Source organism: Mangrovicella endophytica (genome assembly GCF_002893625.1).
GTDB lineage: Bacteria > Pseudomonadota > Alphaproteobacteria > Rhizobiales > Rhizobiaceae > Mangrovicella > Mangrovicella endophytica.
This window is the reverse complement of record NZ_PKMZ01000002.1, coordinates 219,657-245,417: the sequence shown is the minus strand read 5'-3', so window position 1 is coordinate 245,417 and position 25,761 is coordinate 219,657. Positions and strand designations below refer to the sequence as shown.

Sequence of the window (25,761 nt, the reverse complement as noted above, 5' to 3'; positions counted from 1 at the left end):
CTTGAGCCACCATGTCTTTGTCGCGATCGTCCAATCCTTTCCCCGACCCGCTGTTCGAGATCGTCATTGCCGCCGGCGCAGGCACGGCGCGCCGTACGCGGCTGGAGGCATCCGGCAGCTGGGCCCTCGCCTTCCCCCCGCTGCGACGGCTGAAATTCGTGGCGCTGCTGGAGGGCCATGCGTGGCTTCTCGTGCCGGAGCGCGCGCCGTCGCCGCTTGGCCCTGGCGACGTCTTCCTGCTGGGAGAAACGCCCTATGCCGTCGCCAGCGATCCCGGCATTGAACCGACGGATGGAACGCCTCTCTACAAGGAGCCCGGCGTTGACCTCGCCCGGATCGGCGACGGCGGTGGCGACACGATCATGATCGGCGGCAGTATCGTTCTGGCCGACCAGCAGATCATGCTCCGAGCGCTGCCGTCCTTTCTGCCAATCAAGGGTGCCGATCCTTCGGCCGAAGCGATCCGGCGGACGCTCGGACTTCTGGACAGCGAAGCCGACAACCAGCGCCCCGGCGGCGCTCTGGTGATGGCGCGGCTGGCGGAGATGCTGCTTGTCGAGGCCGTCCGCACGTCCATGACCGCTGGCGCGCCAGAGGCCGGCCTGATCGCCGCTTTCGCGGATCGTCAGATCGGCAGCGCGCTTCAGCTGATGCATGGCGATGTCAGCCACCGCTGGACGGTCGCTGCTCTGGCTGCCGAGGTCGGGATGTCGCGCTCGGCCTTTGCGGCACGTTTCGCGCATCTCGTCGGCCAGTCGCCCCTCGACTACCTCAAGCGCCGGCGCATGCTGATGGCGCGCCAGTTGCTCAACGACGACCGGCGCAGTGTGGAGAGCGTCGCCCTGACCGTCGGCTACGACTCGCAAAGCGCCTTCGGCCATGCCTACAGGTCGATCTTCGGCCACTCGCCGAGAGGCCGGGCTGCCCGACCGGTGGGAAGCTAACGAAACTCCAGCGCCGCGCTGAAAAGCGGCGCGAGCAGCCGTCAGTCGGCGCTTGGCAGGCGACGCATGGTGAACTCCACCGCCCCATCCGGCAGGAGGCGCCAGCTTTCCACCGAGCTCCAATAGGCCGCCTTCGGATAGAGCTGCAGCCACTCCCGGGCCTTGGATCGCGCCGCTTCGCGCGGCAGCACGAAGGTCTCGCGCACGAAGCTGTCGCGCGCTGCATCCGAGCGCCGCCGCGTTTCCTGCAGCTGGCGCGCCAGTGCCTGGAGAGGCGGGCGGGGAAACCGGCTCATCGCGATGTGGAACTCCATACGCTTCCGGATTGCGCTTGACGGGGACGAAGATAGCGTCGTCTTTCGCACAAGGCGAATCCGGCGCATTCATCGCGCCGGACTATGAAGGACAAGCAAAGAGGCGGGCAGATCGGCTCTGATGCCACCGCCCGCCGAAGAAGGAATGAGCATGCAGCGCCCCGACCTGCCCGAAGGGCTGCCGGAGAACATCGAAGAGAAGAAGGCCGAGGCGAGCGCCTGGTTCGAGGCGCTGCGCGATCGCATCTGCGCCGCCTTCGAGGAGATCGAACAGGGCTTCGGCCAAGAGACCGAACTTCCACCCGGCCACTTCGAGCGTACGCCATGGCAGCGCGGCGAAGACGGCGGCGGCGGCGTCATGGCGATGATGCACGGCCGGGTCTTCGAGAAGGTGGGCGTCCACGTCTCGACGGTGCACGGCGCCTTTTCGCCGGAGTTCCGCCAGCAGATTCCCGGGGCCGAGGAGGATCCGAGCTTCTGGGCCTCCGGCATCTCTCTGATCGCCCATCCGCGCAATCCGAACGTGCCGGCGGTGCACATGAACACCCGGATGGTGGTGACGAGCCGCCAATGGTTCGGTGGGGGCGCCGACCTGACGCCGGTGCTGGAGCGCCGCCGTACCCAGGAAGACGCCGACACGCAGTCCTTCCACCGCGCGATGAAATTCGTCTGCGACCGGCACACGGCCGTCGCCGACTACGACAAGTTCAAGGAGTGGTGCGACGAGTACTTCTTCCTGCCGCATCGGGGCGAAGCGCGCGGCGTCGGCGGCATATTTTACGACTGGCTGCACTCGCCGGACGAATCAGGCGGCTGGAATGCCGACTTCGCCTTCACCAAGGACGTTGGCAAGGCCTTTCTCGTCGTCTACCCGCACATCGTGCGCCAGAATGCCGCATCTGCCTTTACGGAAGACGACCGCGAAGAGCAGCTTATCCGCCGGGGCCGCTATGTGGAGTATAACCTACTTTATGATCGCGGCACGTTATTCGGCCTGAAGACGGGCGGAAATGTCGCATCCATCCTGTCGTCGATGCCGCCATTGGTTAAATGGCCGTAGGAATTCTTAAAATCCGGTAGTACATTGAACCTTGAGACCAGATCCTCGTTGTGGGTCGGTACGTGTCTCGAAGGGAGGAGCAGTCATGTACGAACTGAATTGCGCAGGCGTCATCCCAGGTTGCGAACGTGTCATCCGGGCCGAGACGCGAGCGGAAGTCATCCGCCGTGCCGTGGTCCAGGCAAAGCAGCTGGGCGTCGATCGTATCACGCCGAACATGATGGACTCGTTTCAGCACAGGACGACGGAGCTGCCGAACTGACCGGCTCCGCCTCGTGGCGGCGAGGCCTCAAGACATAATACATCCGGAACTGGAGCGGGCCTGAGGCCCGCTTTTTTATTGCCCGCGATTCAGGCCTCGGACTTCATTCGAGGCGAGCCAGCAGTTGCTCGGGCGTCATGACGAAGCCGCTGTCGACCCAGGCATCGCGCAGGCTCTTCAGCTGCCGGCCCATTTCCGGTCCTGCCGCAATCCCCGCTGCGGCAAGGTCGTCGCCCGATAGCGGAAAGGCCGGCGGGTCGAAGCGCTCCGCCGCGCTCAGCTGGCGCGCCAGGATCGCCGCGCGCGACAGCCCGCCTGGTGCCTCCTCGCCCTTGGCCAATGCCGCGGCGTAGGCGAGGCGCAGCCGGTCGATCACCGCCTGCCGGTCCCCGAAGTAGAGGCGGCGCCGGAAGCTGCCATCGCTTTCCTCCGCCACCGGCTCCTCGGCCGTCGCGAAGGCGAGCAGCCGGTCGCGTTCGGCGTTGGAAAGGCGCAGCCGCCGCGCCAGCTCGGCGAGGCGCGCCTCGTCCGGCGGCACGATCGCCTCGAGCCGCAGCATCGCATCTGCAGACCAGCCGAGTTGCTGCTCGGCAGTGACGAGGCCATGGATGGCATCGATGCCCCAGCGCTCGCTCTCCGGCATAACCACCGTGAGGACGCCGGCCTGTCGCATCCACAGGAGCGCGCGCGAAGGATCGCGGGCGCCGAGCAGCTTGCGCAGCTCCGACCAGACCCGCTCGGCCGACAGCTTGCGCAGGCCGTCCTTCAGTCGCGCGCAGGCACGCAGGCCCTCGGCATCCGGCCGCCCGCGGCCGTACCAGGCGAAGAAGCGGAAGAAGCGCAGGATCCGGAGATAGTCCTCCTCGATCCGCGCCGCGGCATCGCCGATGAATCGCAGCCGCTGCTCCGGCAGGTCCGCAAGCCCGCCCGCTGGATCAAGGATGGTACCGTCGGCATCGCAGTAGAGCGCGTTGATGGTGAAGTCGCGCCGGCCGGCATCCACCGCCCAGTCGCGCCCGAATGCGACCGTCGCATGACGCCCGTCGGTCGCAACGTCGCGCCGCAGCGTCGTCACCTCGAAGGGTCGCTCGGGCGTCACCACCGTGATGGTGCCATGGTCGATGCCGGTCGGGATCGGGCGGAAGCCGGCAGCCGCGGCGCGACGCATGGTCTCGTCGGGCAGCGTCGTCGTGGCGACGTCGACATCGGTGACGGGCAGGTTCAGCAGCGTGTTGCGCACGGCGCCGCCGACGACCCGCGCCTCCTCCCCGTCTGCATTCAAGGTGCCGAGCAGGGCCTGCAGCGCCGACGACTGCAGCCAGGGCGCATCGATCTTCGGTGTCACTGATAGAATCTCTCGTAAAGGGTCCGGATGATCCCGGCGGTGATGCCCCAGATGTTCCGGTCGCCGAAGGTCATGGAATAGAAGTGACGGTCGAGCCCATCCAGGCGGCGGCTCTCGCGGCGGTGGTTGGCCTCGTTCATCAGGAAGCCCAGCGGCACCTCGAACGCCTCCTGCACCTCGGCCGGGTTCGGCTGCAGCGTGAAGCCGGGTTGGACGATGGCGACCACCGGCGTGATGCGGAAGCCGGTGCCGGTGACGTAGCGCGGCAGCCGTCCGATCGGCTCCACGAAGTGGGGATCAAGGCGGATCTCCTCGACGCTTTCGCGCAAGGCGGCGGCCTCCGGCGAGGCGTCGTCCGGATCGATCGAGCCACCGGGAAAGGCGATCTGGCCGGAGTGCTTTCGCAGGCTCGACGAGCGCAGGGTGAGGATGACGTCGGCACCCCGCGGGCGATCGACCACGGGCACGAGCACCGCTGCCTCGCGCGCGGTGCTGCGCTCCATCAGCTGGACGAAGTCCGGATTGAGCAGATGGTCGCCATACTCCTTGGCATCCTGCCCGCCCGTGCCGCGGCGGGCAAAGCGGCGTCGCAGATCCTCGGCGGTGAAGCCGGACAGGGCATAGGTCATGCGGAGCGTGTCTCTTCGTCTTCGACCGCCGGAACGGCGAACCGGGCGCCGCCGGAGCGGAGGATAGGCCGGCCGTCCTCCTCCTCGATATAGTCGGCAAGATCGAAGGCCAGTGCACGTGTCAGCCGCGCCTCCAGTCGACCGCGCACCGTGAGGTAGGGCCGGAAGCCGGATTCATCCGCAACCAGGCGCAGGGGATGCTCGGTGCCTGCCTCCACAACCTCCCCGGCGTCGGTTCGAAACACCAGCACCGGCTCGCCGTCCCGCTCGATGCGGCTCATCTCCACCGCCTGGAAATGCGCATCCTCTACGGCGATGCCAAGCTTCTCGACGGGCGTAACCAGATAGGTCCGCCCGTCTGCGTCCTTGCGCAGCACCGAGGCGAACAGCCGCACCAGGGCCGGGCGGCCGATCGGCGTGCCGCAATAGGTCCAGCTGCCGTCGGCCCGAATCACCATGTCGATGTCGCCGCAGTATGGCGGATTCCAGCGCTCGACCGGCGGCGCGCCACGGCCGGCGCGCTCGGTTCGTGAGACGAGCGCCTCCAGGCTTATCCCGTCCCGGCTATGCGACTGATTTTCCATCGGGCATTCCAGTCCTGCCATGCCGGTTCTATGTAGGGGCGGTGCGCTGGTGACGTCTTATTTTGGCCCGGCTTGCCCGTCACCAGATAGTTGGCCCACGCATCCTTGTCAGGATGGATGCGGACGGATTTGATGGCGGCATCACGGGAGGGCGCAGCGGCTCGTCTCCCGGCCCCCCGGTTGATCGACGGAGAATGCCGATGACGATGCTCGCGCCGCAAGCTGCCGCGATGACCGAATCCGAGGTGGTGGCCGAGGCCGAGCGCGCGCTGGCTGACCTTGCCGAGGTGCGCAAGGCGGTCGGCCGCGTCATCTTCGGCCAGGAAAGCGTCGTCGAGCAGAGCCTCGTTGCCATCCTCGCCGGCGGCCATGCGCTGCTGGTCGGTGTGCCCGGCCTCGCCAAGACCAAGCTGGTGGAGACGCTCGGCACCACGCTCGGCCTGGACGCCCGCCGCATCCAGTTTACCCCCGACCTGATGCCGTCCGACATCGTCGGCACCGAGGTGCTGGACCAGGATGAGAGCGGCCGGCGCTCCTTCCGCTTCGTGCGCGGCCCGGTCTTCGCACAGCTGCTGATGGCCGACGAGATCAACCGTGCCTCGCCGCGCACCCAGTCGGCACTGCTGCAGGCGATGCAGGAATACCATGTGACCGTCGCCGGCGAGCGTTACGACCTGCCGGCCCCCTTCCACGTGCTGGCGACGCAGAACCCGCTGGAGCAGGAGGGCACCTATCCCCTGCCCGAGGCGCAGCTCGACCGCTTCCTGATGCAGGTCGACGTCTTCTATCCCGATCTCGCGGCCGAGCGCCGCATCCTCATTGAGACGACCGGTGTCGCCGACGCCAAGGCCGAAGCGGTGCTGACCGCCGAGCGCCTGCGCGCCATCCAGGCGCTGGTGCGCCGCATGCCGGTGGCCGAAAGCGTCGTCGAGGCGATCCTTGCGCTTGTGCGCTCGGCACGCCCCGGCAACGACAATGCCGAGGCGGACGCCCACATCGCCTGGGGCCCCGGCCCCCGCGCCAGCCAGGCGCTGATGACCTGCGTGCGGGCCCGAGCCCTTTATGACGGCCGCCTGGCCCCTTCGGTCGACGACGTCATGGCGCTTGCCGAGCCGATCCTGCAGCACCGCATGGCGCTCAACTTCGCCGCCCGCGCCGAAGGTATGAGCGTTCGGGACGTCATCGGCGTCCTCAAGCGCCGCGCGGCATAGCCGGACCTCTTGATGGCGCCGATCGGCAGCATCGTCGAACTCACCGCCGGATCGGACGCCCTCGTCAGAGCGCGTCAGCGAGCGGCCCTCCTGCCCGACCTTCTGGTCGAGGCGCGGCGCGTCGTCGCGACCGTCATTGCCGGCTGGCACGGCCGGCGCCGGCGCGGCGCGGGCGAGAATTTCTGGCAGTTCCGCCCCTTCGTCGAGGGCGAGTCGGTGGCGCGCATCGATTGGCGCCGCTCGGCCCGCGACGATCATGTCTATCTGCGCGACCGCGAATGGGAGGCGGCGCAGACGGTCTGGCTCTGGGCCGATCCTTCGCCCTCGATGCTCTACCAGTCGACTGCCGCGAGTGTTTCCAAGGAGTCGCGCGCACTGGTGCTGGTTCTGGCGCTCGCCGACATTCTGTCGCGCTCGGGCGAGCGGATCGGCTATCCCGGCGTGCTGGAGCCGATCTCCGCCCGCAACGCGGCCGAACGCATCGCTGCGGCGCTGATGACCAACCGTCCCGCCGGCGGCCTGCCCCCCGATGAGCGGCTGAAGCGCTTCAGCGAGGTGGTGCTGGTCAGCGACTTTCTTGATCCGCTCGACGACATCCTTGCCCGCATCGCGGCGCTGTCGCGGCGCGGCATCCGCGGCCATCTCGTCGCCATCGCCGACCCGGCCGAGGAAAGCTTCCCGTATTCCGGACGCACCGAGTTCCAAGACCCCGAGACCGGCCAGCGGCTCACCGCTGGCCGCGCGGAGACGATGCGCGAGGAGTATCGCCGCCTCTATGCCGCACGACGCGCCACGCTTGGCGAACACTGCCGGCGCATCGGCTGGAGCTTCGTCGAGCATCGGACCGACCGCCTCGCATCCGAGGCGCTGGTGGCCGTGCATGCGCGGCTGAGCGGCACGCCGCAGGCGCAGGTGAAGCGCGCATGATCGGCTCCCTGTCCTTCGGCGCGCCGCTGGTGCTGCTCGGCCTGGTGACGCTGCCGGCCATCTGGTGGCTGCTGAAGCTGACGCCGCCGCGTCCGCAGACCGAGGCCTTTCCGCCGCTGCGCATCCTCCTTGAAGCGATGCGGCCGGAGGAGACGCCGGCCCGCAGCCCGTGGTGGCTGACGCTGCTCCGCCTGCTCCTGGCCGCACTGGTCATCCTGGCGCTCGCCGCACCGACCCTCAACCCGAATGCCGCGATCCTGTCGGGCACCGGGCCTTTGGCGCTGATCGTCGACAACGGCTGGGCGAGCGGCCGCGACTGGGAAGCACGCCGCGATGCTGCCGAGAGCCTGGTGCGAGACGCCGGAGCTGCCGGCCGCCCCGTTTCCCTCGCTTTCACGGCCGAGGGGGCGTCCGATGATGCCGCGCCCGTCGAGGCAGCTGCCGCGCTTGACCGTATCGCCGCGGCCCGGCCGCGCCCGATCCCCGTCGACCGGACGGCGGCAGCCGCCCGTGTCCGAACGGCGCTCGATGGCTCGAGCGACATTGGGATCGCCTATCTTAGCGACGGCCTCGACAGCACGGGCGCTAATGAGGCGTTGGCAAGCCTCTCGGCGCTGCAGCCGAGCGAGGCGGCCATCCTGCGCCCGCCGCTCGCCGGCACGATCGGTCTTGCCGGTGCTGACAACTCCACCGAAGCGCTGGTTATCAAAGCCGTCCGCCCCGACGGTACGGCTGCGGAGACGACGGACCTCAAGGCGCTCGATGCACAGGGTCGTGAGGTTGGCCGCACGGCCCTCGCCTTCGCGGCAGGGGCAACCAGCGCCGAAGCACGCTTTGCCATCCCGGTGGAGCTGCGCAACGATATCGCCCGCATCGAGCTGGACGGCGCCTCGACCGCCGCGGCCGTCCGGCTGGTCGACGACAGCTTCCGCCGCCGCCGTGTCGGGCTGGTCTCGGGCGAAGCGGCCGATCTCGCCCAGCCGCTGCTGTCGCCGCTCTACTACATCACCCGTGCGCTGGAGCCCTTTGCCGATCTGGTGCGGGCCGACAGCGCCGATCTCGGCGTCGCCATCCCGGACCTCGTCAAGCAGCGCCCGTCGGTGATCGTGCTCGCCGACATCGGCGTCGTGCCGGCCGCCGCCGAAACCGCGCTGCGCGACTTCGTCGAGAAGGGCGGCATGCTGGTGCGCTTTGCTGGACCGCGCCTCGCCGCATCCACGGGCGAGGACCCGCTGGTGCCGGTGCGGCTGCGCAGCGGCGAGCGCCAGCTCGGCGGCGCCATGTCCTGGTCGGAGCCGCAGAAGATCGCGCCGATGGCAGCGTCAAGCCCCTTTGCCGGCATCGCGGTGCCCGCCGACATCACGGTGTCGCGGCAGCTCCTGGCCGAACCCTCCGCCGATCTCGCCGCCCGCACCTGGGCGAGCCTGACCGACGGCACGCCGCTCGTCACGGCCGAAGCGGTCGGTGCCGGCACCATCGTGCTCTTCCACGTCACCGCCGAAGCCACCTGGTCGAACCTGCCGATCTCCGGCGCCTTCGTCAATATGCTGCGGCGGATCGTAACGCTGTCGCGCTCGAGCGGCGCCGGCGGCGGACAGACGGCGGCCGACAGCCTGCCGCCCTATCGCGTGCTCGACGGCGAGGGCCGGCTGACGACGCCCGGAGCCGAGGTGGAGCCGCTGACGGTGAAGGCCGGTGCGGCGCCTGCCGTGACGCTGAAGAACCCGCCGGGGCTTTACGGCACCGAGGAAGGCTACAGCGCGCTCAACCTGCTCGGGCCTGATGCCGTGCTGGCGCCGCTGCCGACGCCCGACTTCGGCGTTGCCGCCAGCGAACGGGGCTATGGCCGCAGCGGCGAGACGGAGTTGACTCCCTGGCTCTACGCCGCCGCGCTCGGCCTCTTTGCGCTCGATGCCCTGGCATTGCTCTGGCTGAACGGCGCCTTCAGCCGCATTGCGGCCCGGCTGCGCGGGCGTCCTCGCGCCACCGCCGCTCTCCTGCTGGCACTCGCCCTCGCGCCATCGCTCATCGGCGATACCGGCCCGGCACGGGCGCAGACGAACCCGCCAGCGGACATGCCGACATCGGACGTGCCAGCCGCGCCGCCAGCCGCCCTTGATCCCGAGGCGGCGATCCGCGCGACGGAGACGACGCATCTGGCCTATGTCGAGACCGGCGTCGGGACGACCGACGATATCGCGCGCCAAGGCCTCGATGGCCTGTCGCAATACATCGCGGCGAAGACCGCACTTGAGCCTGGCGCGCCGGTCGGCGTCGACATTGCCACCGACGAGCTCGCCTTCTATCCCATCCTCTACTGGCCGGTGGACCCGGCCGCGCCGATGCCGAGCGATGCCGCGATCAGCCGGGTCGACGCCTATATGAAACAGGGCGGCACGGTGCTCTTCGATCTCGCCGACGGCAATCTCGCCGATCTCGGCGGCGCCGGCGTCTCCCCGGGCGAGCGGCGGCTGCGCGACATCCTCGGCGACCTCGACATCCCGCCGCTGGAGCCGGTGCCGTCGGACCACGTGCTGACCAAGGCCTTCTACATCATGAAGGATTTCCCGGGACGCCACACCGGATCGGAACTCTGGGTGGAGTCGCTGGGGCGTGATCCCGATGCCGCGAACCGCCCGGCCCGCGCCGGCGACGGCGTGTCCTCGATCATGATCACGTCGAACGATTTTGCCAGCGCCTGGGCCGTCGACCGCAACGGAATGTTCCTCTACCCCACCGACAACGCGGACCCGTCGCAGCGCGAATATGCCTATCGGGCGGGCGTCAACATCGTGATGTACGTGCTGACCGGCAACTATAAGGCCGACCAGGTGCACGTGCCGGCGCTGCTCGAAAGGCTCGGCCAATAATGAGCTGGTCCATCGATATTGAGCCGCTGCTGCCGCTCCTCGCCGTCGCCGCTCTGGCCGTCCCGGCGGTGCTCCTGACGCTGGCACTGCTGCTGGCGGGACTGCGCGGAGCCTGGCTGCGGGCGCTCGCCGTCGTGGCCCTGCTGCTCGCCCTCGTCAACCCGGTGGTGCTGCGCGAGGAGCGCGATCCCTTGAAGAGCGTCGTCGCGCTCGTCGTCGATCGTAGCCAGAGCCAGACGATCGGCGAGCGGACCGGCCAGGCCGACGCGACGGAGACGGCGCTGCAGGAAAGCCTTGCCCGCTTCCCCGAGTTCGAGGTCCGCACCGTGGAGGCGCGGTCGGATGCGGCCTCGGGCGATGCGACCACTGCTCTCTTCGGCGCACTGAACACGGCCCTCGGCGACGTCTCACCGACACGCGTCGGCGGCGCCATCCTCGTCACCGACGGACAGGTGCACGACATTCCAGCGGCAGCATCCGCGCTCGGCTTTGACGCGCCGGTGCATGCGCTCGTCACCGGGCGGCCCGACGAGTTCGACCGGCGCATCGAGATCACCAACAGCCCGCGCTTCGGCCTGGTCGAGCAGGACCAGCAGCTGACCTACCGTGTCATCGAGGAGGGCCCACGCGCCTCCGACCGCGCCGTCGACGTGCAGGTGTTCCTGAACGGCGACTTGATCGCGCGCGAGCAGGCGCGGCCCGGGCAGCCGCAGGGCGTGACCTTCCGCCTGCCGCGCGCCGGCAAGAACATCATCGAGGTGTCGGCCGCACGCGACCCGGCCGAGATCACACCGGTCAACAACCGTGCCATCGCCGTCGTCGACGGCATCCGCGAGAACCTGCGCGTGCTCCTCGTCTCCGGCGAGCCGCATGCGGGCGAGCGCACCTGGCGCAACCTCCTGAAGTCGGACGCCGCCGTCGACCTGGTGCACTTCACCATCCTGCGCCCGCCAGAGAAGCAGGACGGTACCCCGATCGACGAATTGTCGCTGATCGCCTTCCCGACGCGCGAGTTGTTCGTCGACAAGATCAACGACTTCGACCTCATCATCTTCGACCGCTACCAGCGGCGCGGCGTACTGCCGGCGCTCTATTTCGACTACATCGCCCAGTATGTCGAAAAGGGAGGTGCGCTGCTGATCGCCTCGGGGCCCGAATATGCCGGACCAGAGTCGGTTGCCTCCTCGCCGCTGATGTCGGTTCTGCCGGCGCTGCCGACCGGCGGCGTCGAGACGACGCCCTTCCGCCCGACCCTGTCCGAACTCGGCAAGAAGCACCCGGTGACGCGCGACCTGCCCGGTTCGGCCGCAGAGCCGCCGGACTGGAGCCAGTGGTTCCGCTCCGTCGATGTCGGCGAGGTGCAGGGCGAGACGGTGATGACAGGCCCTTCCGACAAGCCGCTCCTCGTCCTCAACCGCGTCGGCGAAGGGCGCGTCGCCCTCCTCCTCTCCGACCATGGTTGGCTGTGGTCGCGCGGCTTCGAGGGCGGTGGCCCGCATGTCGCGCTGTTCCGCCGCCTCGCGCACTGGCTGATGAAGGAGCCGGAGCTCGAGGAGGAGGCGCTGGATGCAGAGGCCCGCGGCACCGACCTCGTGATCACCCGCCAGACGATCGGCGACAACCCGGGGCCGGCGACCGTGGTCACGCCGTCGGGTCAGGCCGTTGAGGTGCCGCTGACGGACGCCGGCAGCGGACGCTGGGAAGGCACGCTGAAGACCGAGGAGCTCGGCCTCTATCAGGCGGCCAACGGCGAGTTGCGCACGCTTGCCAATGTCGGACCGGTGAACCCACGGGAATATCGCGAGGCGATCTCGACGACGGCGAAGCTGGCGCCCATCGCCGAGGCGACGCGCGGCAGTGCACGACGGCTCGCGGAAGCCACTGGCGGCATCGACGTGCCGCGGATCGTGCCTGTGCGCGGCCGCGCCAATGCCGACGGACGCGACTGGATCGGCCTGAAACAGACGGACGAGACGGTGCTGCGTGGCGTCGAGCGCACGCCGCTTTTCGCCGGCTTCCTGGGCCTCGCCGTGCTGCTGCTGGCGATCTCCGCCACGTGGTATCGCGAGGGGCGGTAGCCGCCGGCGCCTGAACCTGCTCCAGGCGCAGTCAGCCGGCGCCGGCCTCGCGTCAGGCCGGCTGCAGCTGCGAAGGACGAGCAGGCTCCGGCTTGAACGGCGTGAAGGTCATGGCGACCAAGAAGGCGCCAAGACCGAGGCCGAAGCTGGTGAGGTAGAGCGCGCCGTAGCCAGCCGTCGTGTCGTAGATCCAGCCGCCGAGCACCGGCCCGGTCGCCATGCCGAGCCCGCCCGCCATGGCCGTGCCGCCGATGATCGTTCCGAGCATGCGCGGCGGGAAGTTGTCGCGCACCAGCACGGCGTAGAGCGGCATGGTGCCGGCATAGACGAAGCCGAAAGCGGCGGCGACGGCGTAGAACTGCGATAGGTCGCGCGCGAAGAGGTAGCCGAGCGCGATCAGCGCCTGCAGCAGCAGACCGCCGACGAGCGTGCGCTTGGCGCCGAAGCGGTCACCCAGAAGCCCGAAGCCGATGCGTCCGCCAAGGCCAGCGATGCCCTCCACCGAATAGATGGAGACGGCGGCGAGCGCCGAGATACCGCAGAGCTCGGCATAGCTGACCGTGTGGAAAATCGGTCCCGAATGGGCTGCGCAGCAGAAGAAGTTGGTGAGAACGAGGGTCGCGAAGGGCAGCGAGGTCAGCGCCCGCCGCACCGTCATCGCCTCGCTCGGCTGAGCGGCAACGTCGCCTGAGGGTCCGGCGGCCATGGCCGGCGGGCGGCGCAGGAACAGCGCGGCGGGGATGGTCGCCAGGGCCACGATGATGGAGAGGATCGACAGCGTGCCGCGCCAGCCATGTTCGCCGACCAGCCAAGCCGCCAGCGGCGACATCGTGACTGGCGCCAGCCCCATGCCGGCCGACACAAGCGACACGGCCAGGCTGCGCTGCGTGACGAACCAGCCGGTCACCGTCGCCATCATTGGCGCGAAGAACGCCGCGACCGACGTGCCGGCGCAAAGGCCGAACAGCAGTTGGAAGCCAAGCAGGCTCTGCGCATGGCCGGCGAGCCAGAGGCTTGTGGCCAGCAGGACGGCGCCAAGAAGCACAACAGGGCGCGCCCCGAACCGGTCCGACAGGGAGCCCCACATCATCGACGCGAAGGCCATGGCGAGAAAGCCGATCGTCATCGCGGTGGAGATGCCGGTCCGCGACCAGCCGGTGTCCGCCGTCGTCGGCGTCAGCAGCACGGGTAGCGAGAACATCGCGCCCATGGCGATACAGCCCATCAAGCCGCCAGCGGCCACGACGACCCAGCGATAGTTCGACTCCTGTACCATCGCCCCGCCCCGCATCTCCGCCAGCTGCACCCATCGGCGTCTAACACAGCCATTTACGTTGATATAAACCTATTAAGATCAGGAAGTCTATCCGGCGTGGGAGAGGACTCCTGGCGATGATAACGACGGGCCTCATCCCCTTGTATCGCGGCGGCCCGGCGTTCGGCGTAAGCGCCTCTCAATGCCTCGCGGCCCTCCATCAGGACGTTTTCGGCACCCTCTTCGTCATGTTCAGTGCCACCGCCGCCTGGATGAGAGTGATGAATGCCGGCCCGTCGAGCGCCTCGCCTTCGTGGATGTCGATCGCACGGCGCGCATTGCCGTCGAGACTGGCGTTGAACAGCTTGGTCGGATCCTCGAGCGAGGCGCCCTTCATGAAGGTCAACTTCACGGCGCCCTTATAGGTCTCGCCGGTGCAGATGATGCCGGCATGCGACCAGACCGGCACCCCGCGCCACTTCCACTCCTCAACGACATCGGGATCGGCCTGCCTGATCAAAGCACGGACGTGCGCCAACGTCGCGCCGCGCCAATCCGCCAGCGCGGCGATGCGGGCGTCGATCAGCGCGGAGGGAGCGCTATTCGCAAGATCGTCCGCCATTCTCGCTCCCCGCTGCATATCGTCGTCACCTGCCGCAATGGAGCACTGCACTCCAGGCTGAGGTCAAGCCGATGCCGTCGAGATCAGCCTCCCTCCGCCCGTGACGCCGGCCGCGTTGCCCCATCGACCTCCTTCAGAACATCGACAAAGGCGCGCAATGCCGCCGGAACATGGCGGTGACCGGGATAGTAGAGGCAGACACCCGGCAGCTTCGGGCTCCACTCGTTCAGCACGATCACCAGTCGCCCGGCGGCAACCTCGCCGCGCACGATCGTGTCGGGCACGAAGGCGATGCCGAGCCCGTCCGCAGCGGCCAGCGCCATCAGGCGGCTGTGGTCGAGCATCAGCGCACCGGGAACGTCGACTGCAATCTCCTGCCCGTGCCGCTCGAACTCCCAGCGATACAGCTTGCCGCTCGGCAGACGCTGACGGATGCAACGATGCTGCCGCAGATCGTCTGGCGTTGCCGGCGCACCGAAGCGGTCGAGATAGGCCGGCGCGGCAACGGCCACGAAGCGGACGGCGCCGCCGAAGGGCACGGCAATCATGTCCTGCGGCACGGCCTCGCGCAGCCGCACGCCGGCGTCGAAGCCCGCTGCGACGATGTCGACGAGGCGACCATCCGTCGTCAGGTCCAGTTCGACAGCGGGAAAGCGATTCAGGAACACCGGCACCGCGGTGCGCAGCAGCTGTTCGGCCGCCGCCTCACCGCAGTTGATCCGCAGCGCTCCCCCGACCGCGCCGTCGGCGCCACGCGCCTCATCGAGCGCTTCGTCGAGGTCCTGAAACAGCGGCGTCAGGCGCTGCAGCAGGCGCTCGCCCGCCTCGGTCGGGGAGACGCTGCGCGTCGTGCGATGCAGGAGCCGCACGCCGAGGCTGCGCTCCAGCGCAATGACCGTGTGGCTGAGAGCCGAGCGCGACAGGCCGAGCGCATCAGCCGCCTGGCGGAAGCTGCGATGCCGGGCAACAGCGGCGAAAGCCGTGAGATCGGCCAGGCTCGGCTGTGGCATTGGTGATTTTCCTTCACTAGCTCATGCCGATTGTAGCGCCTTAAGCCACCGCATCGAAGCGTTTAGATTGCCTCCACAATCAAGGAGATGAACATGAGAAAGACATGGCTGATCACCGGCGCATCCAGCGGTCTCGGCGCCATCATGACGGAAAAGCTGCTCGCCCGCGGTGACCGCGTCATTGCGACAGTGCGACGGGAGGGCGCGCTCGCGCAGCTACAGGCTCGGCTCGGGGAGCGACTGCAGGTCCTCAAGCTCGACCTGACGGACGCAGGCGCGATCCGCCGCGCCGTCGATGAAGCCTTTGCCACGCAGCGCATCGACGTCGTCGTCAGCAATGCCGGCTATGGCCTCTTCGGCGCGGCCGAGGAAGTGACGGACGCGCAGATCGAGCGGCAGATCGCGACAAACCTGCTCGGCTCCATCCGGCTGGTGCGCGCCTGCCTGGCGCATCTGCGAGCCCAAGGCGGCGGACGCATCATGCAGGTCGCTTCGGAGGGCGGGCAGACGACCTACCCGAATTTCAGCATCTACCACGCCACGAAGTGGGGGATCGAAGGCTTCATGGAGACGGTGGCGCAGGAGGTCGCACCCTTCGGCATCGACGTCGTCATCGTCGAGCCGGGGCCGACGGCGACAGGCTTCGCCGCCAATATCGACGGTCCCGAGCCCATGCCTATCTATGACGCAACGCCCTCCGGCGAAATCCGCCGGGCGCTGGCGGACGGCCGCTTTGCCATCACAGGCGATGCAGCAAAGAGCGTGGACGCGATGATTGCGGCGGGCGACGCCGAACGCCCTGCCCTGCGGCTGGCGCTCGGGAGCACCGCCTACGAGAACATCTCCAAGGCGCTGACATCGCGTCTGGAGGCGCTCAAGGCGCAGAAGGCGGTGGCTTATGCGGCAGATCAGGACTTGCCGATCTGATCATTGGACCATCAAAAAAGGTGCGCCGTATTGCACGGTCGAAGAGGGGTTCTGGTCCTGCTGCGGACGCGTGGCGGGATAATCCGCCACGCGCCCGTCTGAGCCTTGGTCAGACGATACCCGTCCCGCCATTGGCTCCAAAGATGCTGCCATCGGTGTAGCTGAGCTCGCCCGATGCCAGGGCGACATAGAGGGGGCCGAGCTCCGCCGGCTGCCCGGCACGGCCGAGGGGCGTATCCTGCCCGAATTCACCGAGCTTGCCTGGCAGTTGCCCACCCGCGACCTGCAGCGGCGTCCAGATCGGACCGGGCGCCACCGCGTTGACGCGGATGCCCTTCTTGGCAAGCTGCTTGGCCAGTCCCTTGGTGAAGATGGCGATGCCGCCTTTGGTGGTGGCGTAGTCGAGCAGCTCCTCGCCGGGGCTGACCGAGTTCACCGAGGCGGTGTTGATGATGGCCGCGCCCGGCTTCATCAGCGGCACCGCGGTCTTGGTGATCCAGAACATGGCGTAGAGATTGGTCTTCAGCGTCCGGTCGAACTGTTCGAAGCTGATGTCATCGATCGACTTCTTGGACTGCTGGTAGGCGGCGTTGTTGACGAGGATGTCGAGACCGCCGAGCTCACGCTCGGCCCGCTGCACCAGATCCACGCAGAAGGCCTGGTCGGTGAGGTCGCCCGGGATCAGCACCGCCTTGCGGCCCTCATCCTTGATCAGCTTGGCGACGTCCTGCGCATCCGGCTCTTCGTCCGGATGGTAGTTGATCGCGACGTCGGCGCCCTCGCGGGCAAAGGCGATCACGGCGGCACGGCCGATGCCGGAATCGCCGCCTGTGACGAGCGCCCTGCGGCCGGCGAGCCGCCCCGAGCCGCGATAGCTCGTCTCGCCGCAGTCCGGTACGGGGTCCATCTTGCTCTGCAGGCCCGGCCAGGGCTGCGGCTGCTCCTTGAAGGGTTCGCTCGTGTACTTGCTCTGCGGATCGACGGGTGCCGTTGCCGTCTCCTGCGCGCGTGCAGCGCCCATCGGCACGGCGGCCGCGGCGGCACCACTCATTGCCGCGAGCTTGAGAAGAGTGCGGCGGTTGGTTTGATCGCTCATTGGGGGCTCCAGAGATTCAGGTTGCTCTGGGCCAAAGGCTGCGCCGCGCGGGATGGTTCAGCCCGCCGTCATCAGAAAATCGTGCGCCGCCAAAAGGCAGCGCGTCGCTTTGCCACCATCTGCAGATCAATCGCGCTTCTCAACGCCGCGCCGTCACCCTGCCCCGCAGCTCCGCAAGCGCTCCGGGGGAGAGCTCCAGCCCCAGAAGCCGCGCGGGATCGACGGGGCCTGGCATGAGCACCGAGCCGCGCGGCAGCACCCGGTAGCCGAGCGCCTCGTAGTATGGCGGATCGCCGACGAGGATGATCGAGCGCTCGCCCGCTTTCGTCGCCGCCTCTGCGGCGAGGCGCATCAGCGCCTTGCCGGCACCGCGGCTCTTGAAGGCCGGCCGCACGGCGAGTGGCCCGAGCATCAGGGCGTCGACACCGCCGATTGCGATCGGCGTCTGGCGCACCGAGCCGATCACCTCGCCATCGAGCAGCGCCACGAAGGAAAGCGAGCGGTCATGCCGGGCCATCTCGCGCACGCGCTCAGCCGCGCGGGCGAAGCGGCCGGGGCCGAAAGCCTCCTCGGCGATGGCGTCGATCTCAAGGTCGCAGGCGGGCGTTTCCGGGACGTAGCGGACGTCGGCAAGCATGAAGAAGGCTCCGGCAGGGGCAGGGTCGCCGCGTGCCACTCCTCCTTCGGGGCGGTCAGCGGCGGCTCAGTTCGTGTGCCTGTGCGGCACGCGCTCCGGATCGTCGTCGCTGGATCTGCATCATCCATCCCCATCTGCTGGCCAGTTTGCCGGCGCGGAAACGGCGCTTAGCATCTGCCGGCGCCATCGTCCACCGGCTGCGCATCAGGGGCCGGCTGAGACGGGCACAAACCGCCGGCGTCGGCGCCATGTTGACACTGCGTCGCTCCTGCCCCGGAACGCCTCCCGTGCCATCAGGTTCTTCCAAGAAGGCCGGCCTGACCGGCCAGTAGAGGCGATTATCGGCAGGGAACGGGTGCGATGGGACTTCTGGTGGACGGCCAGTGGCAGGACAAGTGGTACGACACCAAGTCGACCGGCGGCAGCTTCAAGCGCACCACCACGACGTTCCGCAACTGGATCACCCTGGACGGTGCGCCTGGACCTGACGGGCAGCCCGCCTTGCCCGCCGCCAAGGGCCGCTATCACCTCTATGTCTCTCTCGCCTGCCCCTGGGCACACCGCACGCTGATCGTGCGCCGGCTGAAGAAGCTGGAGGACGTCATCTCCGTCTCGGTGGTCGACTTCCTGATGAAGGAGGAAGGCTGGGTCTTCTCGGATCGGCCGGGCGCAACCCCGGACGACGTCAACGGCGCGAAGCGGCTCTACGAAGTCTACCTGAAAGCGGATCCGCACTATACCGGCCGCGTCACCGTGCCGGTGCTGTGGGACAAGGAAACCGGCACGATCGTCAACAACGAGTCGGCCGAGATCATCCGCATCCTCAACCGCGCCTTCGACCAGTGGGGAGATGCGTCGGTGGACATCGCGCCCCAGGCGCTCCTGCCGGAGATCGACCGGGTGAACGCACGCGTCTATGACGACGTCAACAACGGCGTCTACAAGGCCGGTTTTGCGACGTCCCAAGAGGTCTACGAGAAGGCCTGCCGCACGCTCTTTGCTGCGCTGGATTGGCTGGAGGAGCGTTTGTCCGACCAGCGCTTCCTTGTCGGCGATGCGCCGACCGAAGCGGACTGGCGCCTGTTCACGACACTTGTGCGCTTCGACGCCGTCTATCACGGGCACTTCAAGTGCAACTGCCGGCAGATCGCCGACTATCCCAATCTCTTCAACTACCTGCTCGATCTCTATCAGACGCCGGGCGTCGCCGAGACCGTGAACTTCGAGCACATCAAGGGGCACTATTACGGGAGCCACACGATGATCAATCCGACCGGCATCGTCCCGATCGGCCCGGACCAGGATCTGACTCAGCCGCATGACCGCGGCCGCTTCGCCTCACCACAGGGCTGAGGGCGCTGCCCGTCCGGACAGCTCATCGAGCCGCCGGCGCGTGGCCGGAGTCGTGCCCTCCGGCAGATCGTCGAGCGGGAAGAAGCCGCATTCGGCAATCTCGCGGTCACCCTTCTTCGGCGTGGCAGCCAAGACGGCATCGCAGCGGTAGAGGAGCACGTGGTCGCGCCGCGTGCCGACAGTGTTGAGATAGACGCCGAAGAGAAGCGGCGGGCGAGCGAGGTCCAGCGCCGCCTCCTCCTGCAGTTCACGCCGCAGCGCGGTCTCCGCCGTTTCGCCGACCTCGACGCCGCCGCCCGGCATGTGCCAGCCTGACACATAGGTGTGGCGCAGGAGGCAGACGCGTCCCTCGTCGTCGAAGGCCGCCCCGCGCACGCCGAGCGTCAGCGGCCGCGATGCCAGATGGACGCCGTGCAGCAGGCGAACCAGGAGTTTCTCGCGCAACCTCATCGCATCGACCATGCCTTCTTCATCGGGATCGCGCGCCGCCGCCGCCGCCGTTTCGAGCCTCGCACATCCCGACGCTGCCCCCCGTCGAAGCCGCGTGAAGACCGGCGTGGCACATGTGGAGCGAACCCGGCCGCGCCGTAGAGGTTCATCGGGCAAATGCCATTCTGCAATCCGGTGGCAAAGCGCCTCTGTCAATCTCGCGCGAGTCCGGTAGATTTAACTCCATGTTCCGGCTCGCTCATCTCTCCGACATCCACCTCGGCCCACTGCCGGATCTGACGCTTCGTGAGCTCGCCTCCAAGCGCGTCACCGGCTATGTCAACTGGCATCGCAACCGCCGGTTGGCGATGTTTGGCACGACGCTGATCGATCTGGTCACCGACATGAAGGCGCAGGTGCCCGACCACGTCGCGGTGACCGGTGATCTCGTGAACCTCGCTACCAAGAAGGAGACCCTCGCGGCCAGGGTCTGGCTGGAGGAACTCGGCACGCCGGCGAATGTCTCCGTCGTGCCTGGCAACCACGACGCCTATGTGCCCGGCGCGCTGAAACGCTCCTGCGAGGAGTGGAAGCCGTACCTGACCGGCGACAACCCGCTGACGGCGGTGAGTCAGGGCTTCCCCTATATCCGCGTGCGCGGCAAGGTCGCGCTCCTCGGCGTCTGCAGCGCCGAGGCGACGGCGCCCTTCTTTGCCACCGGCGCCTTCAACCGTGGCCAGGCCGTGGCGCTGGCGCGCATGCTGGAGACCTGCCGCGCCACCGGCCACTTCCGCGTCGTGATGATCCACCATCCGCCGATTTCCGGCGCTGCAGCCTGGAGCAAGCGGCTGATCGGCAAACAGTTCTTTTCCAAGGTGATGCGCGAGGTCGGGGCTGAGCTGGTGCTGCACGGCCATACGCATCTCGACACGCTCTACTGGCTGGACGGGCCGGAGGGGAAGGTGCCTGTGGTCGGCGTTCCCTCGGCCAGCCAGAACCCCGGCGACCCGGAAAAGCCGGCGGCGCGCTATAACCTCTTCGAGATCGATGGCGAGCCCGGCGCCTGGTCGCTGACGCAGCGCGAGCGCGGCCACCGCGCTGACGGAACCGGCATCGACTGGATCCGCGAGCGCCAGCTTCTCAGCGACGGTCGGGCGATCAAGGCCAGGCCGATCATCGACGCACCGAAGGCCGAAGAGCCGAAGCTGGTGATGTTCGGCAGCTGAGCACCGGCAAGACCGCCGCTGCAATGGGCGAGCTGCACATCAAGCCCCTGCTGGGAGGAGCGCCCCGGGCGTGAGCACCATCGATTGCGGGCTGTCGGCGTCGCGTCGCCCAATGCCCGGACGCCAATGCCGCTCGCGGTCAGACCTGTCGAAAGTTTGATGGGCAAGAATCCTCCCGTGTCGTCATAATCGCTCGACGCGCCACCAAGGGAAGGCCTCATGTTTAACAAGACTGTTGCCGCCCCGGATCTGACGATGTGCGATCGCGAGCCGATCCACATCCCCGGCGCGATCCAGCCGCATGGCCTCCTGCTTGTCGTCGACCCGGCGACGCTGATCATCGAGGCGGGCGCAGGGGATATCGAGACGCGTCTGGCGCCCGAATGGGTCGGCCAGTGGCTGCCGGCCTTGCTCGGGCAGGAAGTGGACGCCTCCGACCGGCTTGAGGCGATCGGCGACAGCGTCATTCTCGGACGGGTGAACGGCACAAGCGAGCGGTTTGATGCCGCCATGCACCGGTCCCAGGAGAAGCTGCTGGTGGAGCTGGAGCCCGCGGGCGAGCCCGGCGGCGGACCGCTCGGCGGGCCACTGGGCGTGCTGGCGATGATCGAGAAGGCCAGCCACCGCTTCGAGCGCACCATCGGCCTCGACGATCTCTGCCGGGAAGCGGCGCAGATCTTCCGGCAGCTGACCGGCTATGACCGGGTGATGATCTACCGCTTCCTGGACGACGATGCCGGGGTGGTGATCGCCGAGTCCAGCGCCGAGGGCGTCGACTCCTTCATGAACTACCACTTTCCGGCGGCCGACATCCCGCGGCAGGCACGCGAACTCTATGTGCGCAATCGCATCCGCGTCATTCCGGACGTGGGCTACGTGCCGGCTCCCATTCGGCCGGGCCGCGCCGACAGGCCTCCGCTCGACCTCAGCGATGCCTCGCTGCGGAGCGTGTCGCCCATCCATCTGCAGTATCTGCGCAACATGAATGTCGCCGCCTCGGCCTCGATATCGATCGTCCAGGACGGCATACTCTGGGGCCTGATCGCCTGCCACAACCGTACGCCGAGGCGCCTGTCGCTGCCGGTGCGAGTCAGCTGTCGTGCGCTGGCCAGCAACCTGTCCCGCCAGATCCGTGCCAAGGACGAGGCACTTCTGTATCGCGAGCGCATCCGGCACAGGTCCAATGAAGATGCGGTCTGCGCCAAGCTCGGGCGCGACACGTCGCTGTCCGATTTCTTCCAGCGCATCGGCACGGACCTGCGCACCATGCTCAACGCCGATGGCTTCGCCGCCATACAAGGCCGCGATCTCTACAAGACCGGCCACTGCCCGGACGATGAAGCAATCCGTGAGCTCGGCGCCTTTGTCCGCAAGGGCCCGGCCCAGATCCCGATCAGCACCGCCCGTCTGTCGGAGGAGTTCGCGCCGGCGGCCCGTTACCGGGCCGAGGCCAGCGGCCTTCTCGGCGTGACCATGTCCACGGAGATCCCCACGATCCTCCTATGGTTCAGAGCCGAGAAGCTGGAGGTCGTGAACTGGGCCGGCAACCCGCACAAGGACGTCGCGGCCGATCCCACCGCTGTGCTGACGCCGCGCTCATCCTTCGAGGACTGGGTGGAGACCGTGCGTGGCCGCTCGCGATCCTGGTCGCTGGCCGAGACCGAATCCGCCGGACGGCTGGTGCGCCGGCTGCTGGAGGAGCGGGCTAACCAGCGCGTCCGGTTGCTCAACGAGGAGCTTGCGGTCACGAACCGCGAGAACGAGGCCCTGTTGCGCCAGAAGGATTTTCTTCTCAAGGAGGTGAACCACCGGGTGCAGAACAGCCTGCAGCTGGTGATGACGTTCCTGCGGATGCAGTCGAAGGAAGCAGCCGGCAGCGATGCGGTGGCGCATCTCGCCGAAGCGCAGCGGCGCATTGGTGCTGTCGCGCTGGTTCACCGCCGTCTCTATAGCGACAGCAGCGTCGAAGTGGTCGATCTCGGCCGCTACCTGGAGGAACTGGTCGAGGAGCTTCTATCCTCCCTGGAGGAGGGTTGGCGCGAGCATCTCCAGCTCGAGCTGGCGCCGGTGCTCGTCTCCGCCGATCGGGCCGTGAATGTCGGCCTGATCGTCACCGAGCTGGTGATCAACGTCAACAAATACGCCTATGGCGGCCGCCCTGGGCCGCTGTCCATCTCGCTGGAGCAGCACCACAACCGCTTCCGGATCATCGTTGCCGACCGCGGCGTCGGCAAAGGTGAAAAGACGCTTGGTACGGGTTTTGGCTCGCGCATGCTGCGCGCGATTGCGAGTCAGCTCGTCGGCACGATCGACTACACCGACAACATGCCGGGCTTCAGAGCCGTCGTTTCCGCTCCGGTCGAGACGCCACGCTGAGCCGCTGGCGGTTGGGGAGAGACCGGCATGCTATCGCGGGGACCCGATGACGCCGCCTCGCGACATGTCGTCCTCTCCGGATGCTCAGGCGGCGGCAAGTCGACGCTCCTGGCGGAACTGGCATGCCGCGGCTTCCGAACGGTGCCGGAGCCGGGGCGCCGCATCGTCGAAGCGGAGCAACGCCAGGCGGGCGCGGCCCTGCCCTGGACCGATCTTGCCGCCTTCGCACGGCGGGCGCTCGATATGGCTCGTGATGACAGGAAGACGGTCTCCGCAGCGGAAGGCTGGGTGTTTTTCGATCGCGGCCTCGTCGATGCAGCCGTGGCGCTGGAACTTGCGACAGGGGCACCGGCGCGTGCCACTTTGGCCGAGGATGCGCCCTACCACCGGCGCGTCTTTCTGACCCCGCCCTGGCCCGAGATCTACGCCACGGATCGTGAACGCCGACACGGTCTCGATGAGGCCGTCGCGGAGTACGAGCGCCTGGCGCGCATCTATCCCAAGCTTGGCTATGAGACGATCATCCTGCCGAAGATCGACGTGTCGGCACGGGCTGATATGGTGCTTCGCCATCTCGGCTGAAAAGGCGAAGCTGGCGCTTAAACACGCAGGTCGCAGCGCGTCGCCCGCCCGCGCGGCGCTGCAGATCAGGCAAAGAGTCTGCGCAGCGGCGGCACGGTGCGGATGATCAGGAGATCAACCGCCAACATCGCCAGGATCAGGAAGCCTGACAGCGGAAACAGAACGCCGCATATGATGGCCAGCATCCAGAGCCCGACATAGACGCGGCGGCTCGTCGGATAGGGCGGCACGCCGATGCGACCGGAGGGCCGTCGCTTCAGCCACATGACGACGGCCGACACCGAAGCCAGGATGATCGCGAGGCAGGTCGCCAGCATCAGGAGCTGGTTGGCGAGGCCGAACTCCTGGCCCATGTGGATGTTGATCCCGAGCTCGATCGCTTTCGCCGCAGCTCCGTAGTCGGCATAGCTGATGTCCACCAGCGGCTCGCCCGAATACTGGTCGATATGGATGGTGCGTGCCCGCGCCAGATCGTGCGGAAACACCGCGGCCGAGTAGACGCCTTTGTCGTCGCCGGGAACGGTGACCTCGAAGCGCGGAGCCATGCCGCGCTCGCGGGCAATGGCGACGGCACGATCGAGGCCGATCGGGCTTGGCGGAGCGGCCGGCATCTCGTGCGCCATCGGCATGTCCTGGGACATCGGCATCGGGGACGCTTCCATCGTCCAGCCGACGGTTTCCATCTTGTGGCTCGCGTGCTCGCCCGAAACCGGCACGCTATCCCACAGGGCGGCGGGATAGCCGGTGCCGGTCGCGACCGTCAGCTCGGTCAGCTTGCTGCCCCAGACGGAGGACCAGGGCAGTCCAGTGAAAGCCAGGAAGGCGATGAACAGGCCGGCGAAGGCGCCGGTCACAGCATGAATGTCGCGCCAGAACACGCGCTTCGACGGCGTGCCGCGCACGAACACGATGCCGCCGGTCTGCCGCCGCGGCCACCAGAGATAGAGGCCGGATGCGACGAGGATGATGGCAAAGCCGGCGATCGCCTCGATCAGGCGGTTGGCGTAGGGCCCGAAATATTCGAGGCTGTGGATCTTCCGAACGACTTCGTTGAACTCCTGGCGCTTCTCGACGGTGTCGAGAACCCTGCCGCTGTAAGGATCGACGAAGGCGTAGACCGTCTCCCCATCCTTCGTCAGCGCGATGCGGGCCGAGCCTGCAGCGTCGGCCGGTTCGCGATAGGCCGACAGGGTCGAGCCCGGCACCGCCTTTAGTCCACGGGCAACGAGCTCGCTCGGCGGCAGCGGTGTGGTGGAGGTCTCAGCGACGAGGTTGCGGTAGGCGAAGGCGGTGTCGTCGATCTCGTCCTTGAAGAGGTAGAGCGAGCCGGTCACCGCCAGCAGGATCATGAAGGGTACGGCGATCAGGCCTGCATAGAAGTGCCAACGCCAGATGGCGCGGTAGGTGTCGAGAGCGAGCGCGGCGGGTGCCGGCTGCACGCGGGCAGTCAGGTCGGTCATTGCGAAAATGCCTCGAAACGTCGCCCGCCCGGCGGCACCCCGCCCTTAGGACGACAGGTGCGCGCAGGCGGCCATTGTCAAGCAGAAGCCGGGGCGGCGCCCCGGCGCGGATCAGGCCTGGATCGAGGTGAAAGGCGGCGCGCGTGCCGGATGCGGCCTGAACAGAAGGCGCAGCCGGGCGGGTGCCGGCGATGCGGGTGCCACCTCCACCCGGTCGGCAAAGCGGAAGGGAATGCCCGCGCCGCCTGCGGGCGCAAGCGCCACTGGCATGTGCGCGCCGGCCTGACAGAGTTCGCGGCAGGGGCAGTCGTGGCCGGGAGCCGGATCGCTCGGTCGGTGAGCGCCCTCGCCCGACGAGGAACAGATGACGGTCGCGTGGTCGGGCGCGAGTTCGGCTGCGGCCGCTCGTCCGGAGACGGCGGCCTGGAAGACGAAGGCTAGCATCAGGAGGACGCAGAGCGCGCCGCCCGAAAGCCTGTCGTTCACGATGTCGCGCCAGAACCGCATGGGACGGCCATGACACGGGTGCGACGATTTGTCGATGACCCGGCGCATCGTTGAATT

Annotated in this window: 24 protein-coding genes; 12 read left to right on the top strand and 12 right to left on the bottom strand. The window is 68.0% G+C overall.

Annotated elements, in window-relative coordinates; all coding sequences use genetic code 11:
* Positions 1-11 precede the first annotated feature (11 nt).
* The gene (locus tag C0R46_RS06705; RefSeq protein WP_102958834.1) at positions 12-944 is read left to right on the top strand and encodes an AraC family transcriptional regulator; all 933 of its coding nucleotides are present in this window, start codon (positions 12-14) and stop codon (positions 942-944) included.
* Between the two features lie 41 nt (positions 945-985).
* Here C0R46_RS06705 and C0R46_RS06700 read toward each other — a convergent pair whose 3' ends face one another.
* On the bottom strand, positions 986-1,240 hold the full coding sequence (locus C0R46_RS06700; RefSeq protein WP_102959237.1) for a hypothetical protein: 255 nt from the start codon (positions 1,238-1,240) through the stop codon (positions 986-988).
* Positions 1,241-1,409: 169 nt separating this feature from the next.
* Here C0R46_RS06700 and hemF point away from each other — a divergent pair, with 169 nt between their 5' ends.
* Together hemF and C0R46_RS06690 are read left to right on the top strand one after the other, a co-directional pair.
* Positions 1,410-2,318: an oxygen-dependent coproporphyrinogen oxidase gene (gene hemF / locus C0R46_RS06695; protein WP_102958833.1), complete on the top strand. Its 909-nt coding sequence runs from the start codon at positions 1,410-1,412 to the stop codon at positions 2,316-2,318.
* Between the two features lie 85 nt (positions 2,319-2,403).
* Positions 2,404-2,580 (top strand): DUF1059 domain-containing protein, encoded by a 177-nt coding sequence (locus C0R46_RS06690; protein ID WP_102958832.1) that lies wholly within the window; start codon positions 2,404-2,406, stop codon positions 2,578-2,580.
* A gap of 103 nt (positions 2,581-2,683) precedes the next feature.
* Here the strand turns inward: C0R46_RS06690 and C0R46_RS06685 are convergent, their stop codons facing one another.
* Genes C0R46_RS06685 through C0R46_RS06675 form a run of 3 tightly spaced genes read right to left on the bottom strand, consistent with a single transcriptional unit; the run spans position 2,684 to position 5,138 of the window.
* A complete protein-coding gene (locus tag C0R46_RS06685; protein WP_245413485.1) occupies positions 2,684-3,934 on the bottom strand; it encodes a CCA tRNA nucleotidyltransferase in 1,251 nt (416 codons plus the stop codon).
* Positions 3,922-4,554 (bottom strand): CoA pyrophosphatase, encoded by a 633-nt coding sequence (locus C0R46_RS06680; protein ID WP_102958830.1) that lies wholly within the window; start codon positions 4,552-4,554, stop codon positions 3,922-3,924. The genes C0R46_RS06685 and C0R46_RS06680 overlap by 13 nt, the downstream gene beginning before the upstream one ends.
* On the bottom strand, positions 4,551-5,138 hold the full coding sequence (locus C0R46_RS06675) for a DUF1285 domain-containing protein (protein WP_102958829.1): 588 nt from the start codon (positions 5,136-5,138) through the stop codon (positions 4,551-4,553). The genes C0R46_RS06680 and C0R46_RS06675 overlap by 4 nt, the downstream gene beginning before the upstream one ends.
* 200 nt (positions 5,139-5,338) lie before the next feature.
* Between C0R46_RS06675 and C0R46_RS06670 the strand changes: the two genes are divergently transcribed.
* The 4 genes from C0R46_RS06670 to C0R46_RS06655 are packed head-to-tail and all read left to right on the top strand — an operon-like array spanning position 5,339 to position 12,224.
* Positions 5,339-6,349, top strand: a complete 1,011-nt coding sequence (locus tag C0R46_RS06670) for an AAA family ATPase (protein ID WP_102958828.1) — start codon at positions 5,339-5,341, stop codon at positions 6,347-6,349.
* Between the two features lie 12 nt (positions 6,350-6,361).
* Positions 6,362-7,276 (top strand): DUF58 domain-containing protein, encoded by a 915-nt coding sequence (locus C0R46_RS06665; RefSeq protein ID WP_102958827.1) that lies wholly within the window; start codon positions 6,362-6,364, stop codon positions 7,274-7,276.
* Positions 7,273-10,146 carry a DUF4159 domain-containing protein gene (locus tag C0R46_RS06660; RefSeq protein ID WP_102958826.1) on the top strand — a complete coding sequence of 958 codons (2,874 nt, stop codon included), beginning with the start codon at positions 7,273-7,275 and terminating at the stop codon, positions 10,144-10,146. The genes C0R46_RS06665 and C0R46_RS06660 overlap by 4 nt, the downstream gene beginning before the upstream one ends.
* Positions 10,146-12,224, top strand: a complete 2,079-nt coding sequence (locus tag C0R46_RS06655) for a hypothetical protein (RefSeq protein ID WP_102958825.1) — start codon at positions 10,146-10,148, stop codon at positions 12,222-12,224. Before C0R46_RS06660 ends, C0R46_RS06655 begins: the two co-directional genes overlap by 1 nt.
* Before the next feature lie 52 nt (positions 12,225-12,276).
* On the opposite strand, the gene C0R46_RS06650 is transcribed toward C0R46_RS06655, so the two are convergent.
* The 3 genes from C0R46_RS06650 to C0R46_RS06640 all read right to left on the bottom strand — a co-directional run bounded on the left by C0R46_RS06650 (position 12,277) and on the right by C0R46_RS06640 (position 15,111).
* Positions 12,277-13,500 carry an MFS transporter gene (locus C0R46_RS06650; RefSeq protein WP_102958824.1) on the bottom strand — a complete coding sequence of 408 codons (1,224 nt, stop codon included), beginning with the start codon at positions 13,498-13,500 and terminating at the stop codon, positions 12,277-12,279.
* Between the two features lie 199 nt (positions 13,501-13,699).
* Positions 13,700-14,101 (bottom strand): DUF1801 domain-containing protein, encoded by a 402-nt coding sequence (locus C0R46_RS06645; RefSeq protein WP_102958823.1) that lies wholly within the window; start codon positions 14,099-14,101, stop codon positions 13,700-13,702.
* Positions 14,102-14,184: 83 nt separating this feature from the next.
* Positions 14,185-15,111: a LysR family transcriptional regulator gene (locus tag C0R46_RS06640; RefSeq protein WP_102958822.1), complete on the bottom strand. Its 927-nt coding sequence runs from the start codon at positions 15,109-15,111 to the stop codon at positions 14,185-14,187.
* 93 nt (positions 15,112-15,204) lie between these two features.
* Here C0R46_RS06640 and C0R46_RS06635 point away from each other — a divergent pair, with 93 nt between their 5' ends.
* The gene (locus C0R46_RS06635) at positions 15,205-16,038 is read left to right on the top strand and encodes an SDR family oxidoreductase (protein ID WP_102958821.1); all 834 of its coding nucleotides are present in this window, start codon (positions 15,205-15,207) and stop codon (positions 16,036-16,038) included.
* 109 nt (positions 16,039-16,147) lie between these two features.
* On the opposite strand, the gene C0R46_RS06630 is transcribed toward C0R46_RS06635, so the two are convergent.
* Together C0R46_RS06630 and C0R46_RS06625 are read right to left on the bottom strand one after the other, a co-directional pair.
* On the bottom strand, positions 16,148-17,134 hold the full coding sequence (locus tag C0R46_RS06630; protein ID WP_102958820.1) for an SDR family oxidoreductase: 987 nt from the start codon (positions 17,132-17,134) through the stop codon (positions 16,148-16,150).
* Positions 17,135-17,273: 139 nt separating this feature from the next.
* Positions 17,274-17,771 (bottom strand): GNAT family N-acetyltransferase, encoded by a 498-nt coding sequence (locus tag C0R46_RS06625; RefSeq protein ID WP_102959236.1) that lies wholly within the window; start codon positions 17,769-17,771, stop codon positions 17,274-17,276.
* A 360-nt stretch (positions 17,772-18,131) separates the two neighbouring features.
* Here C0R46_RS06625 and C0R46_RS06620 point away from each other — a divergent pair, with 360 nt between their 5' ends.
* Positions 18,132-19,124 carry a glutathione S-transferase family protein gene (locus tag C0R46_RS06620; RefSeq protein WP_102958819.1) on the top strand — a complete coding sequence of 331 codons (993 nt, stop codon included), beginning with the start codon at positions 18,132-18,134 and terminating at the stop codon, positions 19,122-19,124.
* Here the strand turns inward: C0R46_RS06620 and C0R46_RS06615 are convergent.
* Complete coding sequence (locus C0R46_RS06615) at positions 19,110-19,586, bottom strand: NUDIX domain-containing protein (RefSeq protein WP_245413454.1); 477 nt, start codon at positions 19,584-19,586, stop codon at positions 19,110-19,112. The genes C0R46_RS06620 and C0R46_RS06615 overlap by 15 nt on opposite strands.
* A gap of 212 nt (positions 19,587-19,798) precedes the next feature.
* On the opposite strand from C0R46_RS06615, the gene C0R46_RS06610 reads away from it, so the two are divergent.
* The 3 genes from C0R46_RS06610 to C0R46_RS06600 all read left to right on the top strand — a co-directional run bounded on the left by C0R46_RS06610 (position 19,799) and on the right by C0R46_RS06600 (position 23,737).
* Entirely contained in the window at positions 19,799-20,779 is a 981-nt protein-coding gene (locus C0R46_RS06610; RefSeq protein ID WP_102958818.1) for a metallophosphoesterase family protein, read from the top strand.
* Positions 20,780-20,998: 219 nt separating this feature from the next.
* The gene (locus C0R46_RS06605; RefSeq protein WP_102958817.1) at positions 20,999-23,155 is read left to right on the top strand and encodes a histidine kinase dimerization/phosphoacceptor domain -containing protein; all 2,157 of its coding nucleotides are present in this window, start codon (positions 20,999-21,001) and stop codon (positions 23,153-23,155) included.
* A 27-nt stretch (positions 23,156-23,182) separates the two neighbouring features.
* Positions 23,183-23,737, top strand: coding sequence for an AAA family ATPase (locus C0R46_RS06600; protein WP_102958816.1), 555 nt, complete (start codon positions 23,183-23,185; stop codon positions 23,735-23,737).
* A gap of 65 nt (positions 23,738-23,802) precedes the next feature.
* On the opposite strand, the gene C0R46_RS06595 is transcribed toward C0R46_RS06600, so the two are convergent.
* Together C0R46_RS06595 and C0R46_RS06590 are read right to left on the bottom strand one after the other, a co-directional pair.
* On the bottom strand, positions 23,803-25,197 hold the full coding sequence (locus C0R46_RS06595; RefSeq protein WP_102958815.1) for a PepSY-associated TM helix domain-containing protein: 1,395 nt from the start codon (positions 25,195-25,197) through the stop codon (positions 23,803-23,805).
* A gap of 111 nt (positions 25,198-25,308) precedes the next feature.
* Positions 25,309-25,704, bottom strand: a complete 396-nt coding sequence (locus C0R46_RS06590) for a DUF2946 family protein (RefSeq protein ID WP_102958814.1) — start codon at positions 25,702-25,704, stop codon at positions 25,309-25,311.
* Positions 25,705-25,761: the final 57 nt, after the last annotated feature.